We start from the raw sequence: 14,461 nt of genomic DNA on the forward strand, positions 1-14,461 counted from the left end.
TCGTCATCAAAGGGAGACATTCATGGCCGAAACCGACGTAGCCGATCAACAGCAGACGGACGCGCATGCCCGCGCGGTGCGGGTGATCGCCGACGATGCGCAAGCCATTGCCGTCGCGCATGAGCTGGCGCGGCGTATTGCGGCGGGTGCATCCGAGCGCGATCGCGAGCGCCGGTTGCCGCGCGAAGAAATCGAGTGGTTCTCGCAATCGGGGCTGTGGGGCATCACGGTGCCGAAGGCGTATGGCGGCGCGGGTGTGTCGTTCGTCACGCTGACGGAGGTCATCAAGATCGTCTCTGCGGCCGACCCGTCGCTTGGCCAGTTGCCGCAGAATCATTTCGGCCTGGTCGATGTGATCGTGTTGACAGGCACCGAAGAACAAAAGCGCTATTTCTTTGCGGAAATCCTGGCGGGCAAGCGCTTCGGCAACGGCTTCTCCGAAAAGGGCACGAAGAACGTGCTCGATCTCAGGACCACGGTGCGGCGCGATGGCGACGACTATGTGATCGACGGCACGAAGTTCTATTCGACAGGGGCACTATTCGCGCACTACGTGCCCGTGCTTGGCCTCGATGAAGAACGCAAAGCGTGGCTCGCGTATATCCCCAAGGGCACGGCGGGCCTTGAAGTCATCGACGACTGGTCCGGCTTTGGCCAGCGTACGACGGCAAGCGGTACGGTCATGCTGGAAGACGTGCGCGTGCCGGCGTCGCATGTGCTGCCTGCGCAGCGCGTTTCCGACGAACCAACACTCAATGGCCCCGTGTCGCAGATCATTCAGGCTGCCATCGACGCAGGCATCGCGAAAGCCGCCATCGCCGATACGCTCGAATTCGTTCGCACGCGCACGCGACCGTGGGTCGACAGCGGTGTCGACAAGGCCAGCGACGATCCGCTTACGCTGCGTGAAATCGGCCGCCTGCACGTCCAGCTGCATGCCGCCGAAGCCCTGCTCGAACGCGCTGCACGCGCGCTCGACGAACTCTCGGCCAAAGGCGCGACCACGGCAGACGATGTCGCGCGTGCCTCGGTCGCCGTCGGCGAGGCAAAAGTATTGACGACCGAAATCGCGCTGCTGGCCGGCGAAAAGCTCTTCGAACTGGCCGGCACCCAGTCGACCCTAAGCGAACACAACTTCGACCGTCACTGGCGCAACGCGCGCACGCATACGCTGCACGATCCCGTCCGATGGAAGTATCACCTCGTCGGCAACTACTATCTGAACGGCGTGAAACCGGCACGTCACGCATGGAACTGACGCTGCCAGTAATCAGGCATCAAACAAGGGGACTTTCGATGAAATCGCTGTTTCAAAGCCGTTCGATCTGGGTGCGTGCGCTGGGCGCACTGACGTTGTGCTCGGCTGCCGTGCTGTCTGCCGTATCCGCACATTGCGAGCCGCTCATAGGCGCACCGGCGCCGTTCGACAAAGGCGGTGTGCGGATCGCGCTCGTCAACTATCTGTCGACGGGTGACTTCTTCCAGGCTTACGAAGCGGGCGCGCAGAAGCAGGCGAGGGCGCTAGGTGTCGACTTGCGCATCTACGAGGGCCGCCAGGATGCGTCGGAGCAGCGCGAGCAGATCCAGCAGGCAATCAGCCTGGGTGTCTCGGCGATCATCGTCAATCACGGCTTGCCGGAGTCGCTGAAAGACGTCGTGCAGCGTGCGCTGGACAAGGGCGTCAAGGTCGTCGCGTTCGACGTGGATCTCGCCAATCCGAAGGTGCCGCAAATCGAGCAGAGCGATCACGATCTCGCGTCGCTGTTGCTCGATCAGGCTGTGAAGGACAACGGCGACGCGTTCGCAGCGGGTTACGTGTATGTCGCGGGCTTCGCGCCGCTCGACAGGCGTGACGCGGTGTGGCGCGACTTCAAGCGCGCGCATCCGAACGTGCAGGAGAAGGCGCGTTGGGGCACGGTGGATAACCCGATCGCGCAGTCCGTTGCGAATCAGGCGTCGGCCGCGTACCGCGCGCATCCGGAGATCCGCGTCGTGTTCGCACCGTACGACGAATTTGCGCGCGGCGCCAAACTGGCCGCTGACGAAGCCAGGCTGTCGTCGAAGCTGCGCATCTACAGTGCGGACATTTCGACTGCCGATATCGAAGCGATCCGCGCGCCAGGCAGCGCCTGGGTGGCGACAGCGGCGACCAATCCCGCCGTGGTCGGCGCCGTGTCGGTACGTGCGGCGGCCTTGCTGGTGGCAGGACAGGACCCGGGTCATCACATCGCGGTAAAGCCGACGCTGATCACGCGCGACGATCTGTTGAAGAACGACATCAAAACGATTGCGGATCTTGGCGAGAAATTCCCTGCCTTCCGTTCGAGTGATGCGGCCACCGCTGCGTGGATTCCTGCCGCGCAGTAAGCTGCGAGAAGCGTGACAAAGGCTGGCAGTGTCGAGGCGTCACTTCGAACCGGTGCAAGAAGGCGGCGTACAACGCGCGGTACTTACGCTCCACACAGTCACCGGCTCGCAAAACCGTTATCCACGAGGACCTTCTAACGGTCTCCTCATCCCGCGCGCAGCGCGTCGGCCAGTCGATCAGCAGCGCATCGTCAGGACGCGGCTCCGCTTTCGAACGTGGCCAGTTGCTGGCCCATAGACAACGCTCCGGGTAACGCTCGGCCGTCGATACACCGGTTTGACGTGGCTACTCGGCGAAGTCTCTTCGAAAACAGGCCGCGCGCGTGGTACGAAGGCCCTGCGTATCAGGAAGTCGCGCAGCACCGTTTCAAGGGCGCGCGCTATCGTGCGAAGGCGTATGACGAAATGCAAGGACGTCTGGACCCGTGGGGCTTAGCGGGCCCAGGCCCTCGACGCGGGAGGAGGCCTCTGTGTGCTGTCGGCGAGTCGTCATACGGCAAACCGCGCTTCTCGAATCCACCGCCTTGAATAGCAGATTCTTGTCGTGCGTGGTCGTCTCTACATGTCTCGTTCGGTTTGCCGCGCAGGAAGAGGCCGAACTGTCATACCAGCGAACGGCACAGCCGACGACGACGTTGGTGACCGGCGACGGATAAACCGATTTCGTCTGCTTTATCGCTTCATTTTTCCCGCGCCTGTCCAGGAACCTCCGTGCCTTCGTGAGCGAGCGCAAAGGAATGTCTTGAGCTTTGTGTGAGGTGACGAACAAATGGTTACAGTGGCGCGCGTATACTCGTCAAAAAAATGACATATAGCACGATGAGATCGAAAGCCGGCCACGGATTTAGCTACGCGACATCTTCCGTAAGCAATGTGCATTTCGTATAACCCAACAAATCGAGAATACCTTGCGTGGAGGGTTCCAGATCAACCTTCCGAGGTTTTTGATGACTATCAGAAGCCCGATGAACACTGGCATTTCTCCTTTGCGTCTGTGGAGTGTGTGGCTGATTGCGGCCGTGGTTGCGTCGATGCCATTCTTCGTCACGCCGTATCCTCCTCTTGGGCAACACTTTTACAATATCGTCCGGCTCGATATCCTTTCTCATCCGGCATCGTATGCAAGAAATTTTGTCGTTCGGTGGGAAGCCGTGCCCGACCTTGCCATGGACCTCGCCCTACCGTGGTTCACGAAACTGATACCGGTAGAATGGGCTGCCTGGCTGTTTACCCTCGTCGAACTCGCGCTATTGACGTCGGGTTGCCTCGTGTTGAGCCGTGTTGCCAATGGCCGTTGGTCGTGGTTACCGTTTATCAGCTTCCTGCTGCTCTATAACTGGATACTCATACGCGGCTACGATAACTTTCTGTTTGGTCTCGGGATTTCCTTTTGGGCGATCGCTGCGCACGTGACGTTGCGCCGGGCCACCCTCGCGCGGGTCCTCGTTTCGTGCTTCAGTGCCCTTGTCATTTATTTTTGCCATCTGTTTCCGCTTGCCGTTTTCGCTCTGGTTGTCGGCACGTGGGAACTTGGTTGTCTTCTTCGAGAGGGGAAGGTCTCGATTCATTCACTGGCTCGTCACGCGGCCGCGAGTCTGGTTCCGTTGCTGCTCCCCCTTGCACTGTTGATCCACAGCAGCACCGGCGGCCTTCATGGGTCAACCCATTTCGGCGTTACCCACGTACTTTCGAAGCTCGCTCTTTGCATCGATGTCTTTTCAGTGGGCAATCGTGCGGGCGATGTGGCTATCGTGGCTGGTCTGAGCCTGTTCGTGGTCATTGGTCTGGTTCTGAAATGGTGGACGTGCCAGCCAGAATTCCGGATAACCGTCTTTTCGCTTCCGCTGGTAGTCCTGCTCGCACCGTTTGACGCGTTTGCTTCGTACGGTGTGATAGAGCGATGCGCGATCAGCTTCGCGTTTTTGCTGACTGCGCTGGTTGGCGTACGACATTCGGTGGCGCCACGTCTCCAGGGAGTCGGCGCACTCGGTCTCACGCTTGTCTTTGTTTTCCGGATCGTGACCGTAACTGAGGATTGGCAGGTCGGCAGTCCTGTCATTCAGACTTACCGCACCACGTTCGCGTCGTTGAAGGCTGGTTCCGTCTTGTTCCAGTACAAGCAGGACACCGCCGACCGCTCTCCATGGAAGGACCCCTACCGCTGGAACCCATATTTGGACAAGGTGGTGGCGCTCGCAACAGTGAATGGCGTTCTCGTGCCCGATTTGTATCTCAAAGCGGGCCAGCAACCCGTGCTTTACCGGAGCGAGAACGTAGCATTGAGGGAGTTCCAGGACGACAGCTCTACCCGAAAACCGAATGTCCTGGCAAATGGCGACATGTTGCGCGCGTGGTCCACTGAGCTGCTGGATCGTTTTCCTGACCTTAGAAGCCGGTTCACGACGGTCTATCTTGCGGTACTTGACCCGTACCGGCGCTTACCCGAGACGCTTGATGGATGGCAACTCGTTGCGACGTTACCTGAACATCGGCTCTATGAACTGCGTCCCCGTTGAGTTCAAATATCGACCGCAGACGACCATGACGCACGAGAGTCAGACGGACTAGACAATGCATCGATCGACGGGGCGCATCAAGGAGGCTGTCGTTATTGCTTATCGTCGTCGGTTGCAACGTCTTTGGTTCAAGGCTTTGCCGACGACAGAGCCCGATACGAGCTAGTCGCATCGGAAATTGGCTTTGTCCGATTTTCTTACAAGACTATGAATAGCTTCGATTCGTCTATCGAGACATATCTGTCCTCCCTCCACTTCGGTTATCTCGCGGCCAAAACCATAGAGGTCATTGCCGACCTCTACACCTTCAAAGGGCTCGTACTCATACCGTTGCTGTGGTGGATGTGGTTTCAGCCAGATGAGCGTCGAGAATGGCGGCGAGAAATGGTGCTCACAACGCTTTTCAGCGGTCTCCTTGCGCTCCTCGTCGGAAGATTGCTGGCTCACTGGTTACCGTTCAGAGCGCGCCCTGTCTTTAGCGGCGAACTGCATCTGCACTTTGCGGGTCACGTCATCGAGGACGCACAGCTGTCGAATTGGAGTTCCTTCCCAAGCGACCACGCGATGTTATGGATGGCGGTCGCCACTGGCATCTTCCTCGTGTGGCGGGGCATCGGCGTGCTGGCGATTCTCTATGTGGTGCTGGTCATTTGCCTGCCGCGTGCCTATCTTGGCTTTCATTACCCGACCGACTTGCTGGCGGGCGCGCTCGTGGGTGCCGGAATCACCTATCTGATGACGCGAGACGCGATTCGCGTGCGCTGCGCCACTCCGGCGCTGCGATGGATGGAGCGTTACCCGGGACCATCAGCGATGCTGGCCTTTATCGTGTGCCTCGAACTCGCCACGCAGTTCGACGAGCTACGCATGCTGACGGGCAGTGTGATCAAACACCTATGAATCAAACATGGCTGCGTGGGCTGGGCCATACCGACTCCTGATTCGTCCGCCGAACACTAGGCCTGTTGCTCGCTCCGCGATGCGAAGCTGAACGCCAGCACCGCGAAGATCAGCACGCCCGTGGCGACCTGCTGCCAGTAGAAGTTCCAGCCGATCAGCAACAGCCCGTTTGCCACGAGGCTCAGCAGCAGCACGCCGAGTAGCGTGCCGGGCACATTGGGCCGCCGCGCGCGCGACAGCGTTGTGCCGATGAAGGTCGCGCCGATCGCGTTGAGCAGGTAGCCGTTGCCAGCTTGCGGCACATAGGCTTTCACCATCGATGACAGCAGCAGGCCCACCACGCCATAGACCAGCGCGCCCGCCACGAAAGTTGCGACTACAATGATCGCAACCGGCAGGCCGGAGTAACGAGCGACGCCCGGTTGCGTGCCGAGTGCGGCACTGTAGCGGCCGAACACCGAATGCGCGAGCGACACGTGTACGACTAGCGCGAGCGCCGCCACGATCCACAAGGGCACCGGTACGCCGGCGCACGTGCCGTGCGCCAGCGCGCCGAACAGCGGCGGCAACGGGAGGCCGAGCAGGTAGACGGGCTGACCGCCATCGGTCGCAAGCTGCTGCAGAGTCTGCCCGATGAAGAGCGTGCCGAGCGTCGCCAGAAATGGTGCGATGCCGAGGGCCGCCACCAGCATGCCGTTGAACGCGCCCACCAGCAGCGCTGCGCCGAGCGCGGCGAGGGCGGCCAGCGGTACCCCCACGTGATGTGCGCTCAAAAGGACGAAAACGAGGCTGCTCACGTCGATAGCCGCGCCAAGCGACAGGTCGACGGCGCCGATCGATAGCGCAAGGGTCATGCCGAGCGCAGCAATCGCCAGCAGCGCGAAATCGTTGAGCAGCACATTACCTAGATTGCGGGGCTGCGCAAAACCTGGCGAGCACACCGCGAAGAATAGGCTGACGGCGACCAGCGCGCCCGGCAGCGAAAAGCGCTGGATGTGCACGAGCCGATCAGTCATGAGCATGCGTTCCGAGGTGACGGCGACGCAGCAGCGCCGTGGTGGAGACGACGAACAGAATCAGCGCTCCTTCCACGCCGTTGACCCAGTAACTGGAGACGTTGTCGAGCTGAAACCCGTTGCTGACGACGCCGAGGAAGAGCACGGCCAGTAGCGTGCCCGGCATCGTCGGCAGCATGCGGCGCGAGAAAACCACCCCGAGCAGCGCCGCTGCCACGACGGCCAGCAGGTTTTCGCTCGCGCCCGGCGAACTGCCGCTCAGGAGCGCCGACGACGCAAGCGCGGCGAGCGCCGCCGCGAAGCCGCCGAGCATGTAGCTTGCGGCCGCATAAGCGCGCACATTCAATCCCGCCGCGCGGGCTGCCTGGGCGTCTTCCCCGCACGCGCGCAGGCGCAGCCCAAATGGCGTGTAGTGCACCAGCAGAGTGACGAGCACGGCGACGGCGAGCAACGCTGTCGCAAGATGCGGGATACCTGATGCGCCTTCACCGATCAGGAAGGCGAGCAGCGGGGAAGTAGCCGGCACCGAGGTGTTCTGCGTGAGCACGAGTTCGAGGCCCGCGCAAAGGTTCATCGTCGTGAGCGTGGCAAGCAGCGGCAGGATGCGCAGGCCGAGCACCGCGAAGGCGTTGAGCGCGCCGATCGTCACGCCTGCCGCGAGCGCGAGGCCGACCGCGCCCGCGCTCGACACACCCGCACGCAGTGCCACCGCATGAGCAGCCGCGCATAGACCCATGTTCGCGGCGATCGACAGATCCAGTCCACCCTTGATCGAGTCCGCGCCGCCGCCGATCAGCACTGCGGTCAGACCGAACCCGAGCACGCCGAGCACGGCCGACTGCTGCAAGATATTGGCGAGATTGGCGAGCGTGAGAAAGAGCGGGGAGGTCGCCGCGAAAACCGCGAACACCAGTGCGAAGGCCAGCACGGCGCCGCCGCGCAGCCAGAATTGCGCGCGAGGGGCGTCTGGCTGGGGCGTCGCCGAACCGGCGCGATCTCCGGCAAGATCGTCGTTGCCCCGCAGCGCATCCAGGCGCTCGATCACCTTGCCGATCATGCTGCATTCTCCTGTTTCGGCGCGCTTTCTTCGCGCGACCGCGCGAGCGTGGCCCACGCGAGCAGGTCCTGGGTATTGGCAGCGTGCGAGGGCACGTTCTGGACGATCGCGCCACGCGCAAGCACGAGTACGCGGTCGGTCACATCGAGCAGTTCGTGCAGGTCGCTGGAGAAAATCAGCACGGCCGCGCCTTCAGCCACGAGGGCATCGATGAGGCGATAAATGTCCGCTTTCGCGCCGACGTCCACACCGACTGTCGGCTCGTCGAGGATATAGATAGCCGCGCCGTCGACTGTCTTGCGGCCGAGCCACTTGCCGAGCGCGACCTTCTGCTGGTTACCGCCCGAGAGATGGCGCACAGGCGCGTGCGGGCCAGGCGTGCGCACGCCGAGCGTGTCGATCAGTGCACATGCTGATGCCGTCTCGCGGCGCGTATTCAACACGCCAAAGCGGCTGAAGCGCGCGAGGCTCGGCAGTGAAAGGTTGTCGCGCACGGACAGTGCAGTCGCGACGCCCTGGCGGCGTCGATCCTCAGGCACGAAAGCGATGCCCTGGCGCACTGCGTCGGCCGGTCGGCGCAAGCGCACGGGCTTGCCGCGCACACGCAATTCGCCACGGACTCCGCGCTCCAGGCCGAACAGGCTGCGCACCAGCGGCTTGCCGCCCGAACCGACCAGCCCCGTTACGCCCAGCACTTCGCCCCGCCTTAGCGCGAAGGACAAAGGCCCGAAGCGTCCCGTGGCGCAGAGATCTCGTACTTCAAGCACGACCTCCCGGGGCGATGCGGTTTCACGGCGCGAACGCGCCGCAGGCTGTGTGCCGATCATCGCCGAGACAAGCACGTCGACAGGCGTGTCGCGCGCATCGACGTGCGCCACATCGACGCCATCGCGTAACACCGTCACCTGGTCGCACAGCGAGGCGATCTCGTTCAGATAGTGCGAGACATAGAGGATCGTGAGTCCGCGTGCACGGAGGCGATCAATGGTCTGCAACAGGCGCTCGACCTCGCGGCTCACGAGCGCGGCGGTCGGCTCATCGAACACGAGGATGCGCGGCGTGCGCATGAGCGCGCGCGTGATCTGTACGATCTGCTGCTCTGCGACGCTCAATTCGCCGATCAGACGCTCCGGTGGCAACGCGATGTCGAAATGCACGGCCAGCGCCTCGTTCGCGCGGCGGCGCATGCGGCGCAAATCGAGCGGCAGCAGGGCGCGCAGACGGCGCACGCCGGGCACGGCTACTGGCTCGTCACCGAGCGCGAGCGCTTCGGCCACCGTGAATGTCGGTGAGAGCAGACGCTCCTGGTGAATGAAGGCAATCTCGCTGCGCACTCCCGCGCCAATCTCAACGCCATCGACCTTAATCTCGCCCGCGTCCGCTCGCTCGAGCCCCGCGAGAATCTTGATGAGCGTGGATTTTCCTGCGCCGTTCTGGCCAATCAGTCCATGCACCGTGCCCCGCGCGGCGCTCAACGATGCGCCACGCAGCGCCTGCACGCCGCCGTACTGCTTCGAGAGAGCGCGCAGTTCGAGTGCGGGCGCAACGGCTGCGGCCCGCTTGCCGTTGAGCGGCTCACTCATTTCGAGGCGAACTGGCCGGACTGTGCGGACTGACCGAGCGTCTTCTGCACTTCGGCAGCGTTGTCCTTGGTCACGAGAATCGACGGGACGTAAGTGTAGGGCGGCAGATTGCGCTCGCCACCGAGATAGCGCGCGACATTGTCGACGGCGGTCTTGCCGATCAGCGCGGGCTGCTGCGCCACCACGGCGGCAGCGCTCGAGTTCGGATCCTTGACTAGCGACACCACGTCCGGACTGCCGTCGACGGCATAGGTGCGAATCTCGCTGCGATGCGCGGCGTCGACGGCCTGGGTCGCCCCCACCTGCGGCACGTCCCACGCGGCCCAGATCGCCGAGATTTGCCCCTTGGGGTATTTCGTGAGCAACTGGCTCACCTGCGCATAGGCGCTCTGCACGGTGTTGGGAATCACATCGCGCAATTCAGGCTCGATGATGTGCACCTTCGGGTAATACTTGAGCACGGCCTTCAACTGGTCGTAACGGATCGCGCACACGGGCACGCCGTAGAAGCCGTTGAATACGAGTATGTTGCCTTCGCCATGGATGTCGTTGACGAGTTTGAGCGCCAGTTGTTCGCCGATGAAAAAATTGTCCGATGTGGTGGCGTTGAGGCTCGACGGGGACGCCGTATCGATGGTGAACAGCGGGATGCCGGCCTGGCGAATTTTTTGCAACCACGGCTCCAGCACGGTCGCGGTACCGAGCTGCTCGATGATGGCGTCGGGCTTCTGCGCGATGAGCGTCTGTATCTGCGCGATCTGGCGATTGTCGTTACGGCCCGCGTCAAGCGCGATCGGCGTGCCGCCCAGACGCTTCACCTCGTCGATGGCGCCTTGATAGGCTTTCAGATCCCAGTAGTGGTCCGTGCCCACCGCCGTAATACCTATGCGCTTGCCTTTGAGCGAAGGTACATCGGCATCACCTTGGGCGTGGGCTACGGCGTTGAATCCTGTCAATACGCCGAGGGCGATGGCAAGCGCGGCAGCGGCGCGTTTGATCGGAGCGATGGAGCGGGTTGTCTCGCTGTTCATGTCGTAGTCGATTCGTTGTCCAGGCTTTCGCCGTGTGAAGGGGGAAGTCGCACTGTGCTGCGAATCTAAACCGCATGGACGGAGAAGGTAAAACATCGAATTGAGCTAAGGATAGTTGGCACTGGATGGAATACTTTCCGGGGAAACGCTGTGGAAGCCGGGCGCCAGGTGTTGGGGGCTTAACATGGTAGTCGCGCGCTGTCGGTGAGGCGCATCGCTATTCATGAACGCCGGATTATCGACAGCACGGTCCGTGGGCGTATCGGACGGGACGAGTCGCAGGCAGGGTACCTGCCGCTTGTGGCGATCGACGGTAAGAAGGTCTCGTGGAACGAGCTTGGGCGAATGCTCATGAGCATGGAAGGACGGTATTTCCGGCTCGATATCGCTGATCCGAGCGAAGAGCTTTGAATTGCAACGCCGACGCTGCGGAATAGGCCCCGAACGTTGGCTCGGATACGGTATTCCAGCCCGGCCGCTCGAACGTGGCAACGCTAGCGGGGCAGAGCTATGGTCGCAGTCATACACGACGATCTTGCGATGGCCTTTGACTTCGTCAGTTACGGAGGTCCAATGGAGCATAACGCGTATGTCTCGCTCGATACGGGCAAGATCTGGTGGACTTCCGATTCCAGTGACGCGTTCGACGAGGAGCTCCCGGACAATCTTGAAACTTCAGATACTTATCTTGCGATACCGCATAAGAACGAGTTTGATCTCGGAGGAGATCACGCGCTGCGCTTTGTCGCGCAGGAGTTGCGTGCGCGTTACGAGCAGGTCGAGGGATTCTTCCGGCAGCAGGGGGCCTGTGCGCGTTTCAAAGGTTTGCTCGAGCGTGAAGCCGTTCCGAGCGTTGGTATTCGTTGGAGGCCGATGCTGACGAAAGCGTGTTGATGCAATGGTGTGCCGAAAAGGGGCTTGAGCTGGTTGAGACGTGACGGACGGCGCTGTTTCAACGCCGAATCTTTGCGCTGGATGCGCGGCTGTCTGGTCAGGCGACGCGATGCTCGGAGAGGCGGAGGGACTGGCTTGACGAACTGGCGAATATGAATCTGGATGAATCTGGAGTCAGAGGACGGGTGCCTCGGGATCATCCGCGATCTGGACGTCCTCGCTGAGCAGTTGGTCACGGTAACCGGTTCACGGATGCCGGGATCGAGGTGTTCAAGGAACTGATTGCTCAAGCGAAGCGACAGTCTGGCGCGACGTGCAGCGCGGTTAGATGGGCGACGTAGGGCAGGAGACTGCGTCTCGTGCGCCCGAACATACTCAATAGCCCCGGGGCGGATGGATGCGCAGCAGCGGCTCGAAAAAGCTCGGGTGCGTACAAGTCCCGGCAGACAAGGGCGTCATCGCACGCACCATGTATCGCGCAATCGTCCAATCGCGCGTGTGGCTCAGTGGCCGTGTGCGTCGGGCAAGTCCGGTCGGAGTTCCGCCTCGATCTGGTCGATGGATGGCAGCCCGCTTTCCAGCGATTCAGGCACATGGCGCAAAAGCTGATATTCGGCGACACCCATCGGCTTGGCCACGCCGCGCAGCGCATATTCCGCAACGAGCCGGTTCTTCTCCTTGCACAGTAGCAGTCCAATGGTCGGCTGGTCTTCCGGAGCCTTGACCTGTGCGTCGATCGCGGAAAGGTAGAAGTTGAGCTGGCCTGCGTACTCGGGCCTGAACGGCGTCGTTTTCAGTTAGACGACGACATAGCAGCGCAGCTTCAGATGATAGAAAAGCAGGTCGATGAAAAACTTGTCACCGCCGACCTCCAGCCGGTACCCGGTTCGAGGAGAAACCGCGTGATGTGCTGCGTGAGTGCACGCTCGATGTCGCGCTCCTGGGCGTTCTCGGTCAAGCCGAGGAAGTCAAAGATATAGGGATCCTTGAGGGCGTCGCGCGCGAGATCGGATTGCTGGGGTGGCAGCCGGTCGGCGAAATTCGTGACGGCGCTGGCGTCTCGATCTGCATGGTCAGCACGCTGCGCGACCAGCCGTGCTCGAGCGATTTTTCTACGTACCAGAGCCGCTGTGCGCCGTCGTCCAGCTTGTCGAGCAGCGTGACGACATGCGACCACGGTAATTGTGCAACGGGCTGTTGCACAGATTCCGGCTGCGGAAAAGGCCTGCGCCAGGGCTCGCATGTACTTTAGGTTGCGCGAGGAGAATCCGCGCATGTCGGGAAAGGCTGCCTTGAAGTCCCGCGCGAGCCGGTCTAGCGGAGTCGCCGCGTAATTTTCCGATTGTACGATTGCATCGCATCAAATGTCCCCGTCAAGTTCAAACGTCGTGGTGCCAGCTAAATAGAAATGTCGGGTTTTTCTCGCTGTTTCCTGTCTTTTTTCAAGGTTTTGGGGTGGGGCGGCGAAGCCGCCCCCCGTCCATCCCTCATTTTTGAGCTGACTTCGAGAATCGCCTGATTAAGGTCGGCGACCTCGATTGCGCGCTGCTTCTTCAGCCCGATCAGCGCCTTCTTGGCCTCGACCTGCTCGCCGCAGTGCGTGCGCGATGGGGACCCCGCTGCCCGGCGATCGTCGCGGATGGCCTGAACGCGGCGGGCGACTTCCAGTGCGCCCGCGAGGCGCTTGTTCTCAATCTCCGCGCCCTGATCGATATGGGTGATGCGGTCATATTGCCGGTACGGCAGTACCGCGCCGCGGGCCTGCACCTCGATCACGCCATCGGGATACTCGACGACCTCGACATATTCATGCGTAAGCGCCCGGCTGACGGGCGTGTCATCGAGCAGGTACAGCACCCGGTCGTACTGCACCGTCAGTGCATTCGAGATCCTGTGCGGGACACGGTAGGCCAGGATCTGCCGCAGATCCTCGTCGTCGCGCAGCGGCCGGTGTGCATCGTAGTCGCTCCTGGGTGGCTTGCCGAACCGCCGGTTGAAGTCGGCGATGAAGGAGGGCGCATACGCATTCGCGGCGTCCCGCGTGCTGATGCCGCGCAGCCTCAGCTCCTTGACCAGCCGGTCCTGCAACGTCTGGTTCGCGCGTTCCACGCGTCCCTTGGCCTGGCTCGTGTTGGCACAGAATGCGTCGATATTGAGCTCATACAGCGCCCGGCTAAACTGGGTGACGCCTTTGCCCGCCGTCTCCGAGCGTTGCTTCACGTAGAAGACGCTGGCCTTGTCGCTGTAGAACGCCACCGGCTTGCCGTGCGCGCCCAGATACTTCGACAGTGCCTCGAAATAGCTGAAGGTCGACTCCGTCGCCGTGAAGTGCAGCGTCATCAGCCGTCCGGTCGCGTCGTCGATGAAGACCAGCAGCGTGCAGGCGGGCGCCCGGTCCTCGAACCAGCGGTGATCGCTGCCGTCGATCTGGATCAGTTCACCGAGGCACGCGCGGCGGTTACGCGGCCGGTACACCTTCGGCGGCCGATCCCTGCGCGGCACCCACAGTCCCGCGGCAATCATCAGCGTGCGCACCGTTTCGACCGCCAGTTCGATGCCATGACATTCCCGCAGCTTCTCGCGCGCCAGGGTCGGCCCGAAATCCGCGTAGCGTTCGGGGATCAGCGCCAGCGCCCGCTGCGCCTTGCCAGCAGGCAGCTGGTGGTTGCCCGCACGCCCACGCTTGCCTGACGCCAGCCCGGCCACGCCGGCCGCGTCGTAACGCAGCACCAGCCGTTCGATCTGGCGCACGCTCAACCCCAGACGTTCGGCGGCCTGGCCCGGCTTGAGCCGGGCCTCGGTCACGGCCTGGATGACCTTCAGCCGATCGATCTCGCGCATCGTCATCGTGATCGTCCGAGTCGCGTTCATCGCCGGCTCCCTGAGCGGATGTCCGGCAGTCAAACTACCCAGAACACGACATTTCTATTTAGCGGAAACCCGACATTTCTATTTGGGACCTACGTCAAATGTCGAGGCCATTTTGAAATGTCCGCTGTGCGGCTCGTTAGAAATGTCCGATGTTGTAGGGGTTCAAGGTCTGTCTTTCATGGTTTTCATTCCGTGCAGTGTTGAAGGATTCGGTTTGAATGGGCAG

Annotated in this window: 11 protein-coding genes and 1 pseudogene; 6 read left to right on the forward strand and 6 right to left on the reverse strand. The window is 61.9% G+C overall.

From position 1 onward, the window contains the following. Positions 1-22: 22 nt before the first annotated feature. The 4 genes from VSR82_RS26460 (at position 23) to VSR82_RS26475 (ending at position 5,783) form a co-directional block, all read left to right on the forward strand. A complete protein-coding gene (locus VSR82_RS26460) occupies positions 23-1,258 on the forward strand; it encodes an SfnB family sulfur acquisition oxidoreductase (RefSeq protein WP_429462305.1) in 1,236 nt (411 codons plus the stop codon). A 38-nt stretch (positions 1,259-1,296) separates the two neighbouring features. After that, complete coding sequence (locus tag VSR82_RS26465) at positions 1,297-2,367, forward strand: substrate-binding domain-containing protein (RefSeq protein WP_429462307.1); 1,071 nt, start codon at positions 1,297-1,299, stop codon at positions 2,365-2,367. A 947-nt stretch (positions 2,368-3,314) separates the two neighbouring features. Further along, on the forward strand, positions 3,315-4,883 hold the full coding sequence (locus VSR82_RS26470; RefSeq protein ID WP_498858228.1) for a hypothetical protein: 1,569 nt from the start codon (positions 3,315-3,317) through the stop codon (positions 4,881-4,883). A gap of 207 nt (positions 4,884-5,090) precedes the next feature. Beyond that, entirely contained in the window at positions 5,091-5,783 is a 693-nt protein-coding gene (locus VSR82_RS26475) for a phosphatase PAP2 family protein (RefSeq protein WP_429462312.1), read from the forward strand. Between the two features lie 56 nt (positions 5,784-5,839). On the opposite strand, the gene VSR82_RS26480 is transcribed toward VSR82_RS26475, so the two are convergent. Genes VSR82_RS26480 through VSR82_RS26495 form a run of 4 tightly spaced genes read right to left on the reverse strand, consistent with a single transcriptional unit; the run spans position 5,840 to position 10,470 of the window. Next, positions 5,840-6,799 (reverse strand): ABC transporter permease, encoded by a 960-nt coding sequence (locus VSR82_RS26480; RefSeq protein WP_429462314.1) that lies wholly within the window; start codon positions 6,797-6,799, stop codon positions 5,840-5,842. Further along, a complete protein-coding gene (locus VSR82_RS26485) occupies positions 6,792-7,856 on the reverse strand; it encodes an ABC transporter permease (RefSeq protein WP_429462317.1) in 1,065 nt (354 codons plus the stop codon). Before VSR82_RS26485 ends, VSR82_RS26480 begins: the two co-directional genes overlap by 8 nt. Next, positions 7,853-9,439 carry a sugar ABC transporter ATP-binding protein gene (locus tag VSR82_RS26490; RefSeq protein WP_498858229.1) on the reverse strand — a complete coding sequence of 529 codons (1,587 nt, stop codon included), beginning with the start codon at positions 9,437-9,439 and terminating at the stop codon, positions 7,853-7,855. Before VSR82_RS26490 ends, VSR82_RS26485 begins: the two co-directional genes overlap by 4 nt. Beyond that, positions 9,436-10,470: a sugar ABC transporter substrate-binding protein gene (locus VSR82_RS26495; protein WP_429462320.1), complete on the reverse strand. Its 1,035-nt coding sequence runs from the start codon at positions 10,468-10,470 to the stop codon at positions 9,436-9,438. The genes VSR82_RS26490 and VSR82_RS26495 overlap by 4 nt, the downstream gene beginning before the upstream one ends. 204 nt (positions 10,471-10,674) lie before the next feature. On the opposite strand from VSR82_RS26495, the gene VSR82_RS26500 reads away from it, so the two are divergent. Both VSR82_RS26500 and VSR82_RS26505 read left to right on the forward strand, forming a co-directional pair. Continuing rightward, positions 10,675-10,881, forward strand: coding sequence for a DUF7713 domain-containing protein (locus VSR82_RS26500; RefSeq protein ID WP_429462322.1), 207 nt, complete (start codon positions 10,675-10,677; stop codon positions 10,879-10,881). Between the two features lie 129 nt (positions 10,882-11,010). Beyond that, the gene (locus VSR82_RS26505; protein ID WP_429462324.1) at positions 11,011-11,364 is read left to right on the forward strand and encodes a hypothetical protein; all 354 of its coding nucleotides are present in this window, start codon (positions 11,011-11,013) and stop codon (positions 11,362-11,364) included. A gap of 503 nt (positions 11,365-11,867) precedes the next feature. Here the strand turns inward: VSR82_RS26505 and VSR82_RS26510 are convergent. Both VSR82_RS26510 and VSR82_RS26515 read right to left on the reverse strand, forming a co-directional pair. Next, positions 11,868-12,682: pseudogene (locus VSR82_RS26510) on the reverse strand (PDDEXK nuclease domain-containing protein); the annotation flags it as partial. An 80-nt stretch (positions 12,683-12,762) separates the two neighbouring features. After that, entirely contained in the window at positions 12,763-14,235 is a 1,473-nt protein-coding gene (locus tag VSR82_RS26515; RefSeq protein WP_498858230.1) for an ISNCY family transposase, read from the reverse strand. Positions 14,236-14,461: the final 226 nt, after the last annotated feature.

It is taken from the genome of Burkholderia sp. JPY481 (assembly GCF_038900515.1).
Lineage (GTDB): Bacteria > Pseudomonadota > Gammaproteobacteria > Burkholderiales > Burkholderiaceae > Paraburkholderia > Paraburkholderia youngii.